This window comes from Bermanella marisrubri (genome assembly GCF_012295615.1).
Classification (GTDB): Bacteria; Pseudomonadota; Gammaproteobacteria; order Pseudomonadales; family Oceanobacteraceae; genus Bermanella; species Bermanella marisrubri.
In genome coordinates this window covers 2,740,010-2,756,961 of the sequence record NZ_CP051183.1, presented here as the reverse complement: position 1 = coordinate 2,756,961, position 16,952 = coordinate 2,740,010, and the positions used below count along the sequence as shown (strand labels likewise).

Sequence of the window (16,952 nt, the reverse complement as noted above, 5' to 3'; positions counted from 1 at the left end):
CTGATATTCATAAAATACAGCGCTTTATAGACGACGCATCCTGCGATGAAACTGATTACCTTTGATGCCCTGAGAACCTTGGGCTTTGCCGATGTACGCTATATCAAACCCGAGCTTATGCAGCAAAGCATCGATCAGTTGATCGATGCTGAGGGCATACTTTTTCCTGAATATTGGCAGGTTAATTCGCTGCACTACGCCTTAAAGAAGCGCATTTTCCCCAGCCCGGCTAGCTACCATATTGGCCATAATAAAATAGAAATGACTCGCTGTTTCCAAGCCCTTGCACCTCGACATGTGCCTTGGACTTTGATTGTTGCCAACTCTCCTTTCGAAGCCGAGCGTATTTGGCAAACAATGCCTTTGCCCTTTGTTGCAAAAATACCTAAGAGCAGCATGGGGGAGGGCGTTTTTTTAATTGATACGCTTCAGCAGTGGCAGCATTATCTTTCTCTAACGCCGGTTCTTTATGTGCAAGAATACCTGCCAATCGACCGTGATCTGCGCATTATATGGGTGGGTAACAAGATAATAGCGGGATACTGGCGTATGCAATCGCAGCAGGGCTTTTACAATAATGTGGCTCGAGGAGGTCAGGCTGAAGAAGGCATTATCCCTAAAGAAGCCTGTGACCTTGTGGAGACTCTAGCAACGGGCTTAGGTATTGATCATGGCGGTTTTGATATTGCAATGATTGGACATTACCCCTATGTATTTGAATTCAATCGCCTGTTTGGAAACCAAGGGATTAATGGATTGCAAAAAAAAGTGGATGAAGCAATACAAGTTTATATTCATGAGCAGTGGCAAGATGATGAGCCCGATGAACCGATAACACCGGATATGGGACCGGCCAACTCTCGCACCTGGGATAAGGTATCTTAGAGTATAAAAAAAGCGGTAAGCCTAGGGCTTACCGCTTTCATTACCTAGGGGTGCTTAGGTAATTCTTTTTGCTCGATTACTGGCGTACACCTTCGATGTTCAAAATCAGTTGTACGGTTTCAGAGGCTGGGCCAAGGTTGAAATCGATACCATAGTCTTTTAACGCAATTTCGGTAGTGCCCTCAAAACCACGACGGAAACCGCCCCAAGGATCTTCGCCTGCGCCGATTTCTTTGGCATCGATAACTACTTTTTTAGTTACTCCGTTAAGTGTTAGGTCACCATGAATATCAGCCATGCCTTCGCCTTTGCTGACAACTTTAGTACTTTTAAAGGTGGCCGTTGGATGCTTTTTAACGTTTAAGAAGTCGTCGCTACGTAGGTGCTTATCACGCTCTGCATGGTTTGAATCTACGCTTGCGGTTTTGATCGTGACATTAACGCTAGAGTTTTCTACATTGTCACCGTCATAAACAAATTGACCATCAAAGTCATTGAAGCGGCCTTTCAGCCAGCTGTAGCCAAGGTGCTTAATTTTAAATTCGATGAAGGCATGCATGCCCTTTATGTCGAATTGGTAATTTTCTGCGCTAAACGCTTGAGCACTTAAGCTAAGGGCTAGACCAGCTGTGATGGCTTTTAATGTATTCTTCATGTTGTCTCCTTTTGTATCGTTTCTTTTGTGTAGTGTTATATACCTATAGCATACGCTTTAGGGTTGAATCTTTATCGATGAAATGGTGTTTGATGGCGCCTGATGCGTGTAGCACCACTAATGCCATTAAAATGTAGGCTACCCATTCGTGGATGAAGCCCGCGACGTCTTCTTGATTTTCAAATGCTTCAAATAAGGCTGGAAAAGTAAACCAGCCAAATACATCGATGCCACGATCGTCTGCAGTCGCAATCATGTATCCGCTGACTAAGATAGTAATAATAGCTAGGTACATCATTGCATGAGTAATATGGGCTAACTTGATTTCCCACTTTCTATGGCTGGACAGTGGTTTGGGAGTATTGCTAAGAAAACGCCACGTGAGACGCAGCACAATAAGACCAACTAGTAATATACCCACAGCCTTGTGGTACTCAGGGGCTGGCTGGTACCAAGGATGATAGTAATCCAGTGTTCTCATCCACACGCCCACAGCGAATAAGCCAAGGATAACGAGTCCAGTCGTCCAATGTAAAAATCGGCTGGTTTTTGAATACTTTTCCATAGTAAGCACTTAGTTTATTCGATTCAGATAATCTTAATGCAATTAAATCGATAATAAACCTTAATTAATTGCAGTATTTAATTAGTTAATTCGATCAGTCTAGATGCCATATCAATAACGTTGACTTCACAAGTAAACTCCCTGTCTCTTAAAGCCAATGGGTTAAGCAAAAGGTGGCGGCATAATGGACTGAAGGATTCAAAAAACGTTCAAAACAATAAGAATTTTTGAGAGAGGGTCGTCAAAGTGGCTGAAGAAAAACGTATAGAAAGCTTTAAAGAGTTTTATCCATTTTATTTGGCAGAGCACAGCGACCCGGTGTGTCGCGTACTCCATTACGTGGGCAGTTTACTGGTCTTGGCGGTGCTTACGTTTAGTATCATTACGGCTCAATACATTTACTTGTGGGCTTTGCCCGTCATAGGGTATGGCTTTGCTTGGATAGGACATTTCTTTTTTGAACACAATAGACCAGCGACTTTTAAGTACCCGCTATACAGTTTTGTTTCTGACTGGGTGATGCTGGCGCAGGCCTTAACGTTTTCTCTGCCGAAAGAGCACTTTAAACCCGTGCATAAACAGGCACACCAATAGTGTGTGCCATCATGTGAGAAATAAGCGTTTACTAAATTAAAAAGCCTAGCAAATGCTAGGCTTTTTAATTAGTGAAGCGAAGGTAATGTTTTATCTCATGAGCGCCGTATCTCGCGTTGCTTCCGGCTCAGTTAATGAACGTGCAATAGAGCGGAACGCAGCTACTGCAATATCTTTGCTCTCGTAGTCATTTGCCATGAAGTCTCTGTGGGCGCTATTTTTAACAATAACCACATCATGTTTGCGATTGATATAGATGTATTGACCGTATATGCCGATGGCCAAAAATTCTTGATCAGGATTCTCTGGTAGCCACCATTGGTAGCCATAACCGAAATTGGTTGTGGCGTTGTCGCGCTTGCCTGGCATTAAATGCGGAGCATCCGGCGTGATACTATCTTCAATCCAAGATTCAGGAACAATTTGCTCGCCGCGATAGAAGCCATTGTCACGGTAGAGAATCCCCATACGCGCGTAGTCTCGACTAATGATGTTCAGGCCACCTAGCACCATGGGCTCTCCGGTGCTGTCGGTGATATAAATCGCGTCGCGCTCTGTACCTAATTTGCTCCAAAGTTTTTCGGTAAAATAATCTTCGATACGCTCACCTGTAGCAGCGCGCAATACCATGCCTAAAACATGAGTATCGATGCTCACGTAGTGCATGAAGGTACCTTGAGGACGAGTTTCATCTTTAGTGAGCGATGCTGCAAAATCATCAAAACTACCACCTAAAGCCATAATGCGACCAAAGCGATTAATGTCGCTGTTGAAATCGCCATAATCCTCGTTGAAATAAACACCACTGCTCATCTGCAAGACATTCTTAATGCTTACACCGTCATATCCACTGCCTTTTAAGTTGGGCACATAATCGGTCACAGGGACGTCGAGGTCCGGAATATGTCCTTCATTTACGGCTATGCCAAAAAGCGCGCTGAGATAACTCTTTGCCACGGACCAAGATATGCGTTGATCCCACTGATCGGTGCCCTGGTAATATTGTTCAAATGTGATGTCTTCACCTTTCAGAACCACTAAGGCGGTTGTGCTGCTGTTTTCTATGAACTCTTGGATGTTTCGGGCCTCACCCTTGTATTGAAAGGTGTTGGGAAGATCCTTCGCTGATGAGCCTAGATTGAAGACGGGACCTTGCTTCTCTATGGTTTTGGTAGGGGCTATTTCCGGTAAATGGGAAAAATTATGTACGATGACATCGGCATCAAAAAGACGAACCGTGTGGTAGAGCTGGCGCAGTTCGGTATAAAAGCCTATACCAATGAACAGACCCATGATTAAAAGGCTGATTCCAGCCCACTTGAAAAGTTTCAACATGCTATTCCTTATTATTTTTTGACTTAGCATACTTAAGGAATGTGTTTTGGGAAATGGCCTATCCGGTATTTCGGGTGGTTAAAAGTGACAATAGAAGGTGTTTAGCGCTCGGGCCCAGTGTAAGCCCTCTGAAAAAAAGTTAAAAAAAAGCCCCTCTCGCGGAGGGGCAAATGCTTGCTTAAGGAACACAATGATAGCGCCCTTGGGGAAAGGCGCTGGCTAAGGGCGGCCAAACCCATGTTCGCCCCAGCTGAATACTCAGACGATGGGGTTTAAGAAGAGTTCCTGCCTTCTTGGAAAAAGACGTTTTATATCCAAATGTTATTTAAAATACAGGTCTGAATTGCTCTACAAGGCCCGAAACTATTGATATGTGCCTAGTTTTTATGCATACTTCGCTGCCCTGATTTGCAACGGCAGATCAGGCCTCCTTGCCTATTGCTGTGTGAAGAGCACCGACTTTAGGCTATTAACCCATAAGGAGCATTTATATGCGTCATTACGAAATCGTATTTCTGGTTCATCCAGATCAAAGCGAACAAGTACCTTCTATGATCGAGCGTTACACTGGCTCAATCAAAGAAGCTGGTGGTCAGATTCACCGTCTAGAAGACTGGGGTCGTCGTCACCTTGCTTACCCAATCCAGAAAATCCACAAAGCACACTACGTTCTGATGAACATCGAGTGTGATAACGATACTCTGGCTGAGCTGAACAACACCTTCCGTTTTAACGATGCAGTAATCCGTAGCATGGTTATTCGCATGAAGGATGCTGTGACTGAAGCTTCTCCAATTAAAGCTGCTGAAAGCCGTCAAGATCGTCGTGACGAGCCTAAGGCCGAGCCAAAAGCAGAAACTAAATCAGAAGAAGCTGCTGAGCAAGCTGCTGACGCTGAAGAATAATAGGAGTATCTATCATGTCTCGTTTTTTCCGTCGTCGTAAGTTCTGCCGTTTCACTGCAGAAGGTGTGGATCAGATCGATTATAAAGATCTAGATACTCTAAAAGGCTATATCACTGAAACTGGCAAAATCGTTCCTAGCCGTATTACAGGTACGAAAGCTAAGTATCAGCGTCAGCTTTCTTCAGCAATTAAGCGTGCTCGTTATGTTGCGCTATTGCCATACACTGATGCTCATAAGTAATCGGTAAGTCTGTATGACCGGCATTGCACGCTTTGTCATGCAAGGCCCTCGTCAGGCGATGATTCTGGCGGTGCTATTCGCTGCGTTACCTGTGATGTACTGGTTGAGCGCAGCGATTGTTGCTTTGGTGATTTTACGCCAAGGTAGCACTCAAGGAATCAATGTGCTGTTGGCCGCGTTGTTACCAGGCATTGCTTGGTATGCAGCCCAGCACGAATTAACCGTTATCGTCGTGATCTTAGGTGCGGCGATAATGGCCTCGGTATTAAGGCTTTCAGTTTCTTTACCTAAAGCACTTATAAGTAGCTTGGTAACAGGGGCTGCAACCGTGATCTTATTACCGATCATCAGTGAAGAATGGTATGCCATGTTAAAGCAGGGCAGCCAAATTTACCTAGAAGCATTTAAAGAGCAAATGCCAGAATCAGCGGCCCAAATAGAGCCTTGGATTCTGCCCAGTTTGCTGGGTGCGGTATCGGCACTGATGCAGCTATTTGCAATGGGTTCATTGCTGCTTGCTCGCTTTTGGCAGGCAAAACTGTATAACCCTGGTGGGTTTGCAGAGGAGTTTCATGAGCTGCGCTTTCCTGTTTGGTTTGCTGCACTGGCTATAGGAGTGTCCTTAATTGGCACCTCATCTGTGAATTTTGTTTCATGGTTACCTGTGGTTTTGGTACCGTTTTTCTTGGCGGGTATCAGCTTGATTCACTCCGTTGTTAAAAAGAAACAAATGAGTTCGCAATGGCTGTTTATGTTTTACGTTGGCCTTGTGTTCTTTTTACCTTACATGTACGCGTTACTAATTTTAGTTGCGTTGATTGACTGTTTGGTCGATATACGCAGTAGACTAAAAGACACGGCATAAATATTAACTATTTGAGTTCATTGGATTTAATGGCTCAAATGCCCTGTAATGAGAGAAAACTATTATGAACGTTATTCTTCTAGAAAAAGTAGCAAAACTAGGTGGCCTAGGCGATCAGGTAACTGTAAAAGCAGGTTACGGTCGTAACTTCCTTATCCCACAAGGCAAGGCAGTTCCAGCTACAGATGTAAACGTTAAAGAATTCGAAGCTCGTCGCGCTGAACTAGAAAAGCAAGCAGCTGAGAAACTAGCAGCCGCTGAAAAACGTGCTGAAGAACTAAAAGAGCTAGAACTAACATTGGCTGTTAAAGCTGGTGACGAAGGTAAGCTATTTGGTTCTATTGGTACTCGCGACCTGGCTGACTTGATTGCTTCTACTGGTCTAGAAGCAAACAAATCTGAAATCCGTCTTCCAAACGGTCCTCTACGTACAACTGGTACATTCGAGATTACACTTCAGCTACACGCTGACGTGACTACTTCTCTAACTGTACACGTTGTACCTGAAGAGTAATCACTTTTAGAATCTTCTAATTGTGAAAAAACCCGCTTCGGCGGGTTTTTTTGTTTTTTTAGAGAAGCCTAAACTTATACTTTTTCGTTGCTAGACATATTCTGTTAGCCACAGAGGTTTATTTGAGTACTTTTATTTCTGGTTTTTCATTGGGGTTCTCATTGATCCTAGCCATTGGTTCGCAAAATGCTTTTGTTTTGCGTCAAGGGATTAAGGGCGAACATGTATTCTGGGTATGTTTAGTGTGTGCTTTGTCAGATGCGTTGCTTATAGCATCAGGTGTTGCAGGCTTTGGTTCGATTGTAAAAGCGTATCCAGATGTTTTAGTAGTGGCACGCTATGTAGGATCGGCATTCCTTATTGGATATGGGGGGGTGAGTCTTTACTCAGCATTTGCCAAAGATCATATATTAAAAGCGAGTGAATTAGGAGCGCAGACACCTTTCAAGGCGATTGCTATTTGTTTAGCGTTTACGTGGTTGAACCCTCATGTTTATCTCGACACTGTAGTGCTTTTAGGGAGTATTTCGACACAATATATCGAACCGCTAATGTTTGGATTGGGGGCTATCTCGGCGTCATTTGTTTTCTTTTTTAGTCTTGGGTTTGCAGCAAAAAAGCTTGCGCCTTTATTTGAGCGTCCTCTCTCATGGAAGCTACTCGATGGTTTGGTCGGCGCAATTATGTTTTATATTGCACTTAGTCTGCTGCATGAGTAAAAACATATTTGCCGCTTAGGGGTCAAACTGGTCCAAGTGGTTGAGAAAGTCTTTCTTACTGATTTCCCCTAATATTTTTGCTTCATCAATGGCCTGTCCATTGAAGCCATAAAAGATTAATGCTGGTGGGCCGAATACAATTTGTGATTCCAAATAGGCTTTGTGGTCATCGTTATAGTCGGTGATATCAAATTTGATGCGCACGAATGGGTCTAATTTGGCTTGTACTTCAGGGTCTGTAAATAACGTTTTCGCCATAATCTTGCACTCAATACACCAGTCCGCATACATATCCACAAAAACAAGCTGATTGTTCTGCTGTGCTTTTTCTACTGCGGTGCTAAGTTCGGCCTGACTATAAATGGTTTGGAAGAAGCGATCACTTTGCTTTTGCTGAATCGCCGCTTGGCCTACGACTACTCCTGAATTCTGTACAGCCATCGCACTAGGGATGCCTGCTGGGAATACAATCAGTTTGATCATTAAGCTTAAGGCAATGCCGACCAGAAGAAGACCAAAGCCTTTGATTACGCGCTGGCTTTGACTGTGGGCCGGTTCGAAAGCTCCCAAAACCACACCATATATCCCTGCAAGTATTACCCAGCCACTTAGGTAAATCCATTCAGGAAGTACACGTCCCAATACCCACCAAGCAACGGCAAGCAGTAATACGCCAAAGAAGTGTTTGACTTGCTCCATCCACATACCTGCTTTAGGTAGTAGAGACGCCCCAGTGGTTCCGATGATGATGAGCGGAACACCCATTCCCAGTCCAAGCGCTAATAATGCCGAGCCGCCAAGTACAGCATCGCCTGTAGTGCTGATATAAACCAAGGCTCCTGCTAAGGGAGCGGTCACGCATGGGCTGACAACAATGGCGCTTAACACACCCATGAAGAAAACACCGACAAGGCTGCCGCCTTCTTGTTTTTCATTGAGGCGATTGAGCGGGTCCTGAATAAAGCGTGGCAGGCGAAGCTCGTAAAAGCCAAACATCGACAACGCGAGTAAGACGAATAACCCGGCAAAAATGGCGAGTACCCAAGATTGCTGCATATAAGCTTGAATATTAAATCGGGCGCCAAGCATGCCAACAATGACACCGGCAATGGCGAAAGTGATGGCCATGCCTAATACATAGGTTGTGGAAAGTACGAAGCCTTTGCTGGGCGTGAGATTATTCTGACCCGCAATAACACTAGAAAGAATGGGCACCATGGGTAAAACGCATGGCGTAAAGGTCAGGCCAATGCCTAATAATAAAAAGGTGAGAATCACCCAAGTAGCGCTAGCGTTTTCAAGAAAACCGGAAATACCTTTTGCACTGTTCAGGTCTTGTTGATTTGATGCTGATTCAACTGAAGCTTGTTTCGATGCTTTGCTTGCTGGGGTGATATCCAATTGAGCTTTTTGTGGTGGATAACATAAACCAATGGCTTCATCGCAGCCTTGGTATTTCATGGTAAGGGATTCTGTACCTGCAGGTAGTTTGCTGCGGTCAATCAGCAATGTTGCCTGCTCATAAAACACGGCTACTTTACCAAACGCAGGGTCTTCAATAACAACAGGGGATTCTTCAAATCCGAAATGGGAGTATGTGGTTTTATCTGCAAAGCTTAATTTAATTTTGTCTTGGTAAAGATAAATGTTATCAGCCAATTCGAACTGAACCGCGAGTTGGCTATCTCGTTGCTCAGTGCTGAATTGAATGGCTTCATTGGCAGGCAGGGCGCTTGAACCAAAGAGATTGGCGTAAGAATTCAGCGTCATTAGCATAAGGCTAAACAGTAACACTGGGCGCAATAATAGATTTAACATCGGCTTCATAAATAACGGCTTATTTAATAGATACGCAATAGGAGTCTAATGTAGCGACTTTGTTCCCAATTGCCTATGGTCGTTTGGGCTAAGTGTGATGGTATTGGCCTAGTTGCGTTGGCCAATTGGGCGAGTGCGAGTAGGCTGATTCTTGTGTGGAATCAGCCTGCTATCTCTATAGAGTCTATTTGTTGCGGTTAATAGCCATATCGGCCAGAGTTTGCAGTGCTTGTTTGGCGGGCGTATCTGCAAGGATAGCGATGGCTTCGCATGCCTGATTCACATGTTCTTGTGCTTTTTGCTGGGTGTAATCAATGGCTCCACAGCTCTGAACAATCTCAATGATCTTGGGTAGATCCTCAGTGCCACCTTTACGAATGGCCTGTCGAATGACATCGGCTTGTTCTTGTGAGGCGTTTTGCATGGCGAAAATCAGCGGCAGTGTAGGCTTACCTTCTGCCAAGTCGTCGCCCACGTTTTTACCTAATTCATCCGCATTTCCGATGTAGTCAAGTACGTCATCAACCAGCTGGAATGCCATGCCCAAGTGATGTCCGAATAGGCGCAATGCTTCAGCTTGCTCTGGTGATGCGTTGGCCAGCTTGGCACCAGAATGGGAGCTCGCCTCGAACAACATGGCGGTTTTGCCCTGAATCACATCCATATATTTGTCTTCACCCACATTTGGGTTTTTAACATTCATGAGCTGCATCACTTCGCCCTCAGCGATGACGCAAGTGGCGTTGGATAAAATGGCCATGACTTCCATGGAACCCAATTGCACCATCATTTCGAACGCGCGGCTATAAAGGAAATCGCCCACAAGCACACTAGGGGCATTGCCAAAGGCAGCGTTCGCAGTGGCTTTACCGCGACGCATGTCAGAGGTATCGACGACATCATCATGTAACAATGTGGCGGTGTGGAGAAATTCAATAATACTGGCTAAAAGAGGATGATTTTGCTCATTACTTTCCAGTGCCTTAGCGGCAAGTAGCACTAGTAGTGGACGCATGCGCTTGCCACCACTTTCAATGATGTGATGGCCGATTTTTTCAACCATGGGTACGTTGCTAGAGAGCTGCTCAAGTATGATTTCGTTGGTGCGAGCGAATTCGGTTTCTACAACCTGATAAATGTCATTAAATTGCATGGATCATCACTTCCTTCAGGAAGGCCGTATCCTAAAGAGCTGTGGCCACCTAGGCAAGTCTCAAGCTCGCATTATTGGTGCTTTTGCGCTAGAAAGTACCGTCAAGGAGTGGGTAGAGCATAAGCTTTGCGTTAGCCGTGATATTGCTATATAATCCCGCGCCCGACTTGTGGTACCGCTAAATCATTGATTGTCTTACAATCTTGGCGGGCATGGGTGTTGGCTCCCTACCATAGAGCGTCCAGAGCGGCGTTCATAGAAGTAGGTCTTCGAATGAAGAGCAAAGTAGCCGTCCAGATAGAAACATCGCAAGCGAAACATCAGTCTTTGGAGACAAAACATGTACGCAGTTGTTGTAACTGGCGGTAAGCAATACCGTGTTGAAGAGGGTCAAACCCTTAAAGTAGAAAAAATCGAAACCGCTACTGGTGAAACAGTTGAGCTTGAGAAAGTTCTTCTTGTGGGTAATGGCGACGACGTAAAAATCGGTCAGCCAGTAGTTGAAGGTGCTAAAGTGACAGCTGAAGTTGTTGCTCACGGTCGTCACAAGAAAGTGAAGATCATCAAGTTCAAGCGTCGTAAGCACCACATGAAGCAAATGGGCCACCGTCAGTGGTTCACTGAACTAAAAATTACTGGTATCTCTGCTTAATTTTAAGCGAGACGTAACCTTATCTATTAACTAAAAAGTGTTGGGTAAAATATCCAAAGGCCCGAGACTTTAACAAGGAGATGACCAAATGGCTCACAAAAAAGCTGCTGGTAGTACTCGTAACGGTCGCGATAGTGAAAGTAAACGCTTAGGTGTCAAAGCTTTCGGTGGTCAATTTGTAACTGCAGGTTCAATCATTGTTCGTCAACGTGGCACTCGTGTTCACGCTGGTGACAACGTAGGCCTAGGCAAAGATCATACTCTATTCGCAAAAGCGGATGGCTATGTGAAATTTGAAGAGAAAGGTCGTATTGTTCGTAAGCAAGTAAGTATCGTACCTGCTGCTAACTAATACCCTTTGATCCAACTAATACGTTAAGTGTTAGTGCAAAAAGCTCTGAGTGCCTAGCACCAGAGCTTTTTTATGTTCAGGATGAACGTTTAAGAAACTCAATGTAGCCAGACAGCATAATGAGGTTTATAAAATGAAGTTTGTTGATGAAGCCAGCATTGTTGTCGAAGCCGGTAAAGGCGGAAACGGTTGCATGAGCTTTCGACGGGAAAAATATGTCCCGAAGGGCGGTCCAGATGGTGGTGATGGTGGTCACGGCGGTAGCGTTATTCTCGTAGCCGATGATGCTGTTAATACACTTGTAGATTATCGCTATGTACGTCGCTACAAAGCGGAAACCGGTCAAGACGGCATGGGCCGTGAAATGAGCGGTAAAAAAGGTGAAGATACCTACTTAAGAGTTCCTGTGGGCACCACGGTTATTGATGAAGACACCATGGAGACCTTAGGGGATTTGACCGAGCAAGGCCAAGAGTTGAAAGTCGCGCAAGGCGGTACCCGTGGCCTGGGTAATATCCATTTTAAATCCTCTGTTAACCGCGCACCTCGCCAAACAACAAAAGGCACCATGGGTGAAAGCCGTAATCTCAAGCTTGAGATGAAGGTGATTGCTGATGTAGGACTTTTAGGTTTACCCAATGCAGGTAAGTCTACCTTTATACGCGCTGTATCAGCAGCCAAGCCAAAAGTCGCGGATTATCCTTTTACCACCTTGGTACCTAATTTAGGCGTTGTCAGCGTAGCCAAGCATAAAAGCTTTGTGGTTGCAGATATCCCTGGTTTGATTGAGGGTGCTTCGGAAGGCGCAGGCTTAGGAATTCGCTTCCTTAAGCACTTAGTTCGCACGCGAATATTGCTGCATATTGTTGATATGAATCCTTATGATGGCTCGACCCCAGCAGACAATGCGAAAGCCATTATTAATGAATTGGATAAATTCAGTCCTGAGCTGGCCGAGCGTGAGCGCTGGTTAGTTTTGAATAAATTAGACTTGGTTCCAGAAGAAGAGCGTGAAGAGCGCTGCCAAGCAGTGATTGATGAGTTAGGTTGGCAAGGCCCCGTTTATAAGATTGCTGCCATCTCAAAACAAGGCACTCAGCAAATTGTTTTTGACATCATGAGTTTCTTGGATGAAAAAGCGCAAGCCATGGCTGAGGATCCTAGTCTCAAAGAAGCAGAAGAAGCTCATCGTAATTTGGTCGAGAAAGAAGCACGCGACAGAATGGAAGAATTGGCGGACCGTCGTAAATCACAACGAGCAGCCCGTAAAGCGGCGAAGCAGAATGATGATGACAACGACGATGGTCCAGAGTTTATTTATACCTACGAATAACAAAAGATTAGGAAATATCGACACCTATGAGCCGTCAATCTGTTGCGAACGCAAAGCGCATTGTTATTAAAATTGGTAGTGCGCTTTTAACCAATGACGGCGCCGGCTTAAATAAAGCAGGCATCGCCAACTGGGTGGACCAAATTGCTGAACTCAAGGCCCAGGGAAAAGAAATAATCCTTGTATCTTCTGGCTCTGTGGCAGAAGGTATGACACGCTTGGGATGGTCTGAACGGCCTACCGCCTTACATGAATTACAAGCCGCTGCAGCTGTTGGCCAAATGGGTTTGGTTCAATGTTATGAAAGTAATTTCTCTCGCCATCAGTATGTCACCGCACAAGTACTATTGACTCACGCTGACCTCAGCAACCGAACACGCTATCTTAATGCGCGTTCTGCCATTACGTCGCTGTTATCGTTTGGAGTTGTGCCTATCATTAATGAAAACGATACGGTAATCACCGATGAGATTCGTTTTGGCGATAATGATACGCTCGGGGCTTTAGTCGCCAATTTGATAGAGGCTGATGCGCTGATCATTTTGACAGACCAGGACGGACTCTATACCGCGGATCCTCGCAAAGATAAAAACGCCAAGCTCATTGAGCAAGCTCGCGCTGAAGATCCAGATATTGAAGCCGTAGCTGGCGGTGGCGGCAAGTTGGGGCGTGGCGGTATGACGACAAAAGTGCGCGCTGCAAAATTGGCGGCTCGTTCTGGTTGTTTTACTGTGATAGTGGGTGGTCGTATTGAAAACGTCATTACGCGCTTAAATAAAGATGAAGTTTTGGGTACGCTTTTGTGTAGTGATCAAGAGCCCATGGCGGCGCGCAAGCAGTGGCTTGCCGGTCACTTACAAACCCGAGGTCAAATTACATTGGACCCAGGAGCAGTTAGAGCCGTGATTGAACAGGGTAGAAGCTTGCTATCAGTGGGCGTGGTTCATGTGGACGGAAATTTTGGGCGCGGTGAAGTAGTTGCTTGTATTAATGAGCAAGGTCAAATCATTGCGAAAGGTTTGATCAATTATAACGCCCTTGAAACGCAGAAAATCATGGGTAAAGAAAGTAAAGAAATCCTCGATATTCTTGGTTACATGGATGAACCCGAGTTGATTCACCGAGATAACTTGGTTTTAGTATAACCATTGGCTTGCTCTTGTCTTCGCTTGTAAGACTGGGCAAACTAACTCTCCTTTGTCGTAGCAGAATAACAATAGAGTTAAGCAATTCATGGAACACGAAACGGACACTATCAAGATGCCACCCAATTCGGTGGATGCAGAGCGCTCAGTCTTGGGTGGTTTAATGCTTGATAATCGTGCGTTTGAAACGGTGAGTGAGCGCTTAATACCTGCTGATTTTTTCCGAACACAACACCGCCAGATCTATACCATCATCGGCAAGCTAGCTGAAGAAGAAAAACCATTCGATGTATTAACACTTAGTGATGAGCTGCAAGAAATTGATGCTTTGGCGGAAGTGGGCGGCTTAGAGTATTTGTCTGAACTGGTCGAAAGTACACCATCAGCAGCTAATATTGCAGCCTATGCAGATATCGTAAAAGAGAAATCGCTGTTGCGTCGTCTCGCAGAAGCGGCTACTGATATCGCCGAGTCCGCTTATCATACGCAAGGCAACGATCCTTTAGACCTTATTAGTGACGCTGAAAAACGCATTGCGGAAGTAGCAGAAGGCGGCGGTAAAAAAGACTCGGGCCCAGAGCACGTCAACCCTATTATGTCGCGAACCTTGGAAAAGATTGAAGAGCTTTTCCAAATGGAGGATGGCTTAACCGGTTTAACCACAGGCTTTACTGATCTGGACAAGCGCACTAATGGTTTCCAAGAGGCGGATTTAATTATCGTCGCCGGTCGTCCTTCCATGGGTAAAACGACCTTCGCCATGAACCTCTGTGAAAATGCTCTATTGAATACTAATCGTCCAGTATTAGTATTTAGTATGGAGATGCCCAAAGAAGCGATATTAATGCGGATGTATTCATCTGTCGGACGCATCCCTTCCAATAAATTGCGTTCAGGTAAATTGGATGAAGAGGATTGGCCAAAGTTAACCTCAGCATTCAATATGCTGAAGGATAAACCTCTTTATATCGATGATACACCTGCGTTAACGCCACAAGAAATGCGTGCCCGTTGTCGTCGTGTTTATCGTGAAAATAATAACGACCTTGCACTTGTTATGGTGGATTACCTTCAGTTGATGCAGGTTGCCGGCAAGAGTGAAGGGCGTACACAAGAAATCTCGGAAATTTCTCGCTCGCTAAAAGCTATCGCGAAAGAATTTGGCTGTCCTGTCATTGCGCTTTCTCAGCTTAACCGCTCACTAGAGCAGCGCCCTAATAAGCGACCAGTTATGTCAGACTTGCGTGAATCGGGCGCCATTGAGCAGGACGCAGATATCATCGCTTTCATCTACCGGGACGAGGTATATAACGAAGACTCCCCTGACAAAGGCATTGGTGAAATCATTATTGGTAAGCATCGTAATGGTGAGATTGGAACTGATCGTTTGGCCTTTATTGGTAAATATACTCGTTTTGAAAACCTCGCTCCGGGTTATTATGATGAGCAAGGTGCAGAGTAAAAACTAACTCACCGCCGAAACTTGGTTTCTAAAATAACCGATGAGGCGGTGCGCTCTACCCCTGGTAAGTCCCCAATTTCATCCAGTATTCCATTGAGCTGTTCTAGGCTCGCTGCTTGCAGTTCTGCAATCAAATCAAACTCTCCGCTTATTGCATGCAATGCATGTACGGCACTCAGTTTGTGCAATTGTTCGCAGGTTTCCATGGTCAATTTTTGTTTTACTTTAATCGACACATGGGCAGCAACAAGTGCCTTGAGGTAGGTCGATCCTAAATTGACTCGATAGCCCTCGATAATCCCAGAATGTTCTAGTCTCTCTAAGCGATGTTGAGCTGTTGTGCGGGATATGCCAAGCGTACGAGCCAATTCAGAAATACTAATTCTTGCGTTCTTTTGCAGTATCTCTAGTAATGTTTGATCTTTATCATTAATCATTTTTCACAATTGAGTGGTTAATTTGTCAAATAATTATAGTCAATACAATCAATTTATAGCTGCAAAATAGTTTTTTCTTCTTCCATACTGATTAAAAAGTAAAGAGGTTGCTTATGTCAGTTCAACGCTCATTATTTGATGAGGTCATGGTACCTACCTACAACCCACCTGAGATCATTCCTGTTTCTGGTAAGGGGTCTAGGGTATGGGATCAAGAAGGTCGTGAGTATATCGATTTTGCCGGTGGTATCGCTGTGAACTGCCTCGGTCATTGTCATCCTGATGTGGTTGAAGCCCTGCAGGAACAAAGCCAAAAACTCTGGCATTTATCCAATGTCATGACAAACGAGCCAGCCTTGAATTTGGCCAAATCCTTAACGGAAAAAACCTTTGCTGATCGAGTTTATTTTGCAAACTCCGGGGCCGAGGCCAATGAAGCCGCGTTTAAGCTCGTGCGTCGATATGCCATTGAGCAACATGGTGAAGATAAAACGAAAATTATTAGTTTTACGCGAGCGTTCCATGGCCGAACCTTCTTTGCCGTAACCGTAGGTGGTCAAGAAGCTTACTCCGCAGGATTTGGACCTCGACCTGGCAATATCGTGCATTGTGATTTTAACGATATCGAACAGTTTAAAGCACTGATTGATGATGATACCTGTGCCGTCATTATGGAGCCGATACAAGGTGAAGGCGGTATCATTGAAGCCGACCCACACTTTGCCCACGAAGTTCGTAAGCTTTGCGATCAGCATAAAGCGCTTTTGGTTTTCGATGAAGTACAAACCGGTGTGGGCCGCACAGGCAGTCTTTACGCGTACGAAAGCTTAGGTGTTGAGCCGGATGTGCTCACCACAGCTAAAGCCTTGGGCGCAGGCTTTCCTATTGCTGCCATGCTAACCAAAGAACATATTGCCGCTTGTTTTAAAGCGGGTGTGCATGGCTCAACTTATGGTGGTAATCCTTTGGCTTGTGCTGTGGGTTTGAAGGTACTGGATATCGTTAGTGATCCAAAGCTACTGGAACAAGTGACAGTCAAAAGTGAACGCCTTAAAGAAGGCTTGAAAACCATTGGTGAGCGTTACGATGTGTTTTCCGATGTGCGTGGTAAAGGCCTATTAATTGGTGCCGAATTAAAACCAGAATTTCATGGTAAAGCTCGTGAGCTTTTAAACCATGGCTTGCAGCAGGGTGTTATGTGTTTGGTGGCAGGTCCAAATATTTTACGTTTAACGCCCTCATTGATTATCCCCGATAAAGATATCGATGAGGGGTTAACGCGCTTGGATGCAGCAGTTAAGTGTATGGTCTCGGTGTAGGT

Annotated in this window: 19 protein-coding genes; 13 read left to right on the top strand and 6 right to left on the bottom strand. The window is 44.9% G+C overall.

The features are described from left to right. Positions 1 to 45: 45 nt before the first annotated feature. Positions 46 to 885 carry an ATP-grasp domain-containing protein gene (locus tag HF888_RS12845; protein WP_007016551.1) on the top strand — a complete coding sequence of 280 codons (840 nt, stop codon included), beginning with the start codon at positions 46 to 48 and terminating at the stop codon, positions 883 to 885. 76 nt (positions 886 to 961) lie between these two features. Here the strand turns inward: HF888_RS12845 and HF888_RS12840 are convergent, their stop codons facing one another. Continuing rightward, positions 962 to 1,540, bottom strand: a complete 579-nt coding sequence (locus tag HF888_RS12840; protein ID WP_007016550.1) for a YceI family protein — start codon at positions 1,538 to 1,540, stop codon at positions 962 to 964. Positions 1,541 to 1,583: 43 nt separating this feature from the next. Beyond that, positions 1,584 to 2,105 carry a cytochrome b gene (locus HF888_RS12835; RefSeq protein ID WP_007016549.1) on the bottom strand — a complete coding sequence of 174 codons (522 nt, stop codon included), beginning with the start codon at positions 2,103 to 2,105 and terminating at the stop codon, positions 1,584 to 1,586. A 246-nt stretch (positions 2,106 to 2,351) separates the two neighbouring features. Here HF888_RS12835 and HF888_RS12830 point away from each other — a divergent pair, with 246 nt between their 5' ends. After that, the gene (locus tag HF888_RS12830) at positions 2,352 to 2,699 is read left to right on the top strand and encodes an Mpo1-like protein (protein WP_007016548.1); all 348 of its coding nucleotides are present in this window, start codon (positions 2,352 to 2,354) and stop codon (positions 2,697 to 2,699) included. Between the two features lie 90 nt (positions 2,700 to 2,789). On the opposite strand, the gene HF888_RS12825 is transcribed toward HF888_RS12830, so the two are convergent. Then, positions 2,790 to 4,034 carry a serine hydrolase domain-containing protein gene (locus tag HF888_RS12825; RefSeq protein WP_007016547.1) on the bottom strand — a complete coding sequence of 415 codons (1,245 nt, stop codon included), beginning with the start codon at positions 4,032 to 4,034 and terminating at the stop codon, positions 2,790 to 2,792. 491 nt (positions 4,035 to 4,525) lie between these two features. Here HF888_RS12825 and rpsF point away from each other — a divergent pair, with 491 nt between their 5' ends. From rpsF to HF888_RS12800, 5 genes are all read left to right on the top strand, one after another. Further along, positions 4,526 to 4,939, top strand: coding sequence for a 30S ribosomal protein S6 (gene rpsF, locus HF888_RS12820; RefSeq protein WP_007016546.1), 414 nt, complete (start codon positions 4,526 to 4,528; stop codon positions 4,937 to 4,939). Positions 4,940 to 4,953: 14 nt separating this feature from the next. Beyond that, on the top strand, positions 4,954 to 5,181 hold the full coding sequence (gene rpsR, locus HF888_RS12815; RefSeq protein ID WP_007016545.1) for a 30S ribosomal protein S18: 228 nt from the start codon (positions 4,954 to 4,956) through the stop codon (positions 5,179 to 5,181). A gap of 13 nt (positions 5,182 to 5,194) precedes the next feature. Continuing rightward, the gene (locus HF888_RS12810; protein ID WP_007016544.1) at positions 5,195 to 6,046 is read left to right on the top strand and encodes a DUF2232 domain-containing protein; all 852 of its coding nucleotides are present in this window, start codon (positions 5,195 to 5,197) and stop codon (positions 6,044 to 6,046) included. 64 nt (positions 6,047 to 6,110) lie between these two features. Next, positions 6,111 to 6,560 carry a 50S ribosomal protein L9 gene (gene rplI / locus HF888_RS12805; RefSeq protein ID WP_007016543.1) on the top strand — a complete coding sequence of 150 codons (450 nt, stop codon included), beginning with the start codon at positions 6,111 to 6,113 and terminating at the stop codon, positions 6,558 to 6,560. 122 nt (positions 6,561 to 6,682) lie between these two features. Continuing rightward, complete coding sequence (locus HF888_RS12800; protein WP_040297426.1) at positions 6,683 to 7,279, top strand: LysE/ArgO family amino acid transporter; 597 nt, start codon at positions 6,683 to 6,685, stop codon at positions 7,277 to 7,279. Between the two features lie 15 nt (positions 7,280 to 7,294). Here the strand turns inward: HF888_RS12800 and dsbD are convergent, their stop codons facing one another. Together dsbD and ispB are read right to left on the bottom strand one after the other, a co-directional pair. After that, complete coding sequence (gene dsbD, locus HF888_RS12795) at positions 7,295 to 9,106, bottom strand: protein-disulfide reductase DsbD (protein ID WP_007016541.1); 1,812 nt, start codon at positions 9,104 to 9,106, stop codon at positions 7,295 to 7,297. Positions 9,107 to 9,281: 175 nt separating this feature from the next. Further along, positions 9,282 to 10,250 carry an octaprenyl diphosphate synthase gene (ispB, locus tag HF888_RS12790; protein ID WP_007016540.1) on the bottom strand — a complete coding sequence of 323 codons (969 nt, stop codon included), beginning with the start codon at positions 10,248 to 10,250 and terminating at the stop codon, positions 9,282 to 9,284. Positions 10,251 to 10,590: 340 nt separating this feature from the next. Between ispB and rplU the strand changes: the two genes are divergently transcribed. The 5 genes from rplU to dnaB all read left to right on the top strand — a co-directional run bounded on the left by rplU (position 10,591) and on the right by dnaB (position 15,194). Further along, on the top strand, positions 10,591 to 10,902 hold the full coding sequence (gene rplU / locus HF888_RS12785; RefSeq protein ID WP_007016538.1) for a 50S ribosomal protein L21: 312 nt from the start codon (positions 10,591 to 10,593) through the stop codon (positions 10,900 to 10,902). An 88-nt stretch (positions 10,903 to 10,990) separates the two neighbouring features. After that, positions 10,991 to 11,254, top strand: a complete 264-nt coding sequence (gene rpmA / locus HF888_RS12780; RefSeq protein ID WP_007016537.1) for a 50S ribosomal protein L27 — start codon at positions 10,991 to 10,993, stop codon at positions 11,252 to 11,254. Between the two features lie 133 nt (positions 11,255 to 11,387). Beyond that, positions 11,388 to 12,587, top strand: coding sequence for an Obg family GTPase CgtA (cgtA, locus tag HF888_RS12775; protein WP_007016536.1), 1,200 nt, complete (start codon positions 11,388 to 11,390; stop codon positions 12,585 to 12,587). A gap of 26 nt (positions 12,588 to 12,613) precedes the next feature. Then, positions 12,614 to 13,732: a glutamate 5-kinase gene (gene proB, locus HF888_RS12770; RefSeq protein ID WP_007016535.1), complete on the top strand. Its 1,119-nt coding sequence runs from the start codon at positions 12,614 to 12,616 to the stop codon at positions 13,730 to 13,732. An 88-nt stretch (positions 13,733 to 13,820) separates the two neighbouring features. After that, a complete protein-coding gene (gene dnaB / locus HF888_RS12765) occupies positions 13,821 to 15,194 on the top strand; it encodes a replicative DNA helicase (RefSeq protein ID WP_007016534.1) in 1,374 nt (457 codons plus the stop codon). A gap of 8 nt (positions 15,195 to 15,202) precedes the next feature. Here dnaB and HF888_RS12760 read toward each other — a convergent pair whose 3' ends face one another. Beyond that, complete coding sequence (locus HF888_RS12760; protein ID WP_007016533.1) at positions 15,203 to 15,631, bottom strand: Lrp/AsnC family transcriptional regulator; 429 nt, start codon at positions 15,629 to 15,631, stop codon at positions 15,203 to 15,205. Between the two features lie 113 nt (positions 15,632 to 15,744). On the opposite strand from HF888_RS12760, the gene HF888_RS12755 reads away from it, so the two are divergent. Beyond that, complete coding sequence (locus HF888_RS12755) at positions 15,745 to 16,950, top strand: aspartate aminotransferase family protein (protein WP_007016532.1); 1,206 nt, start codon at positions 15,745 to 15,747, stop codon at positions 16,948 to 16,950. Positions 16,951 to 16,952: the final 2 nt, after the last annotated feature.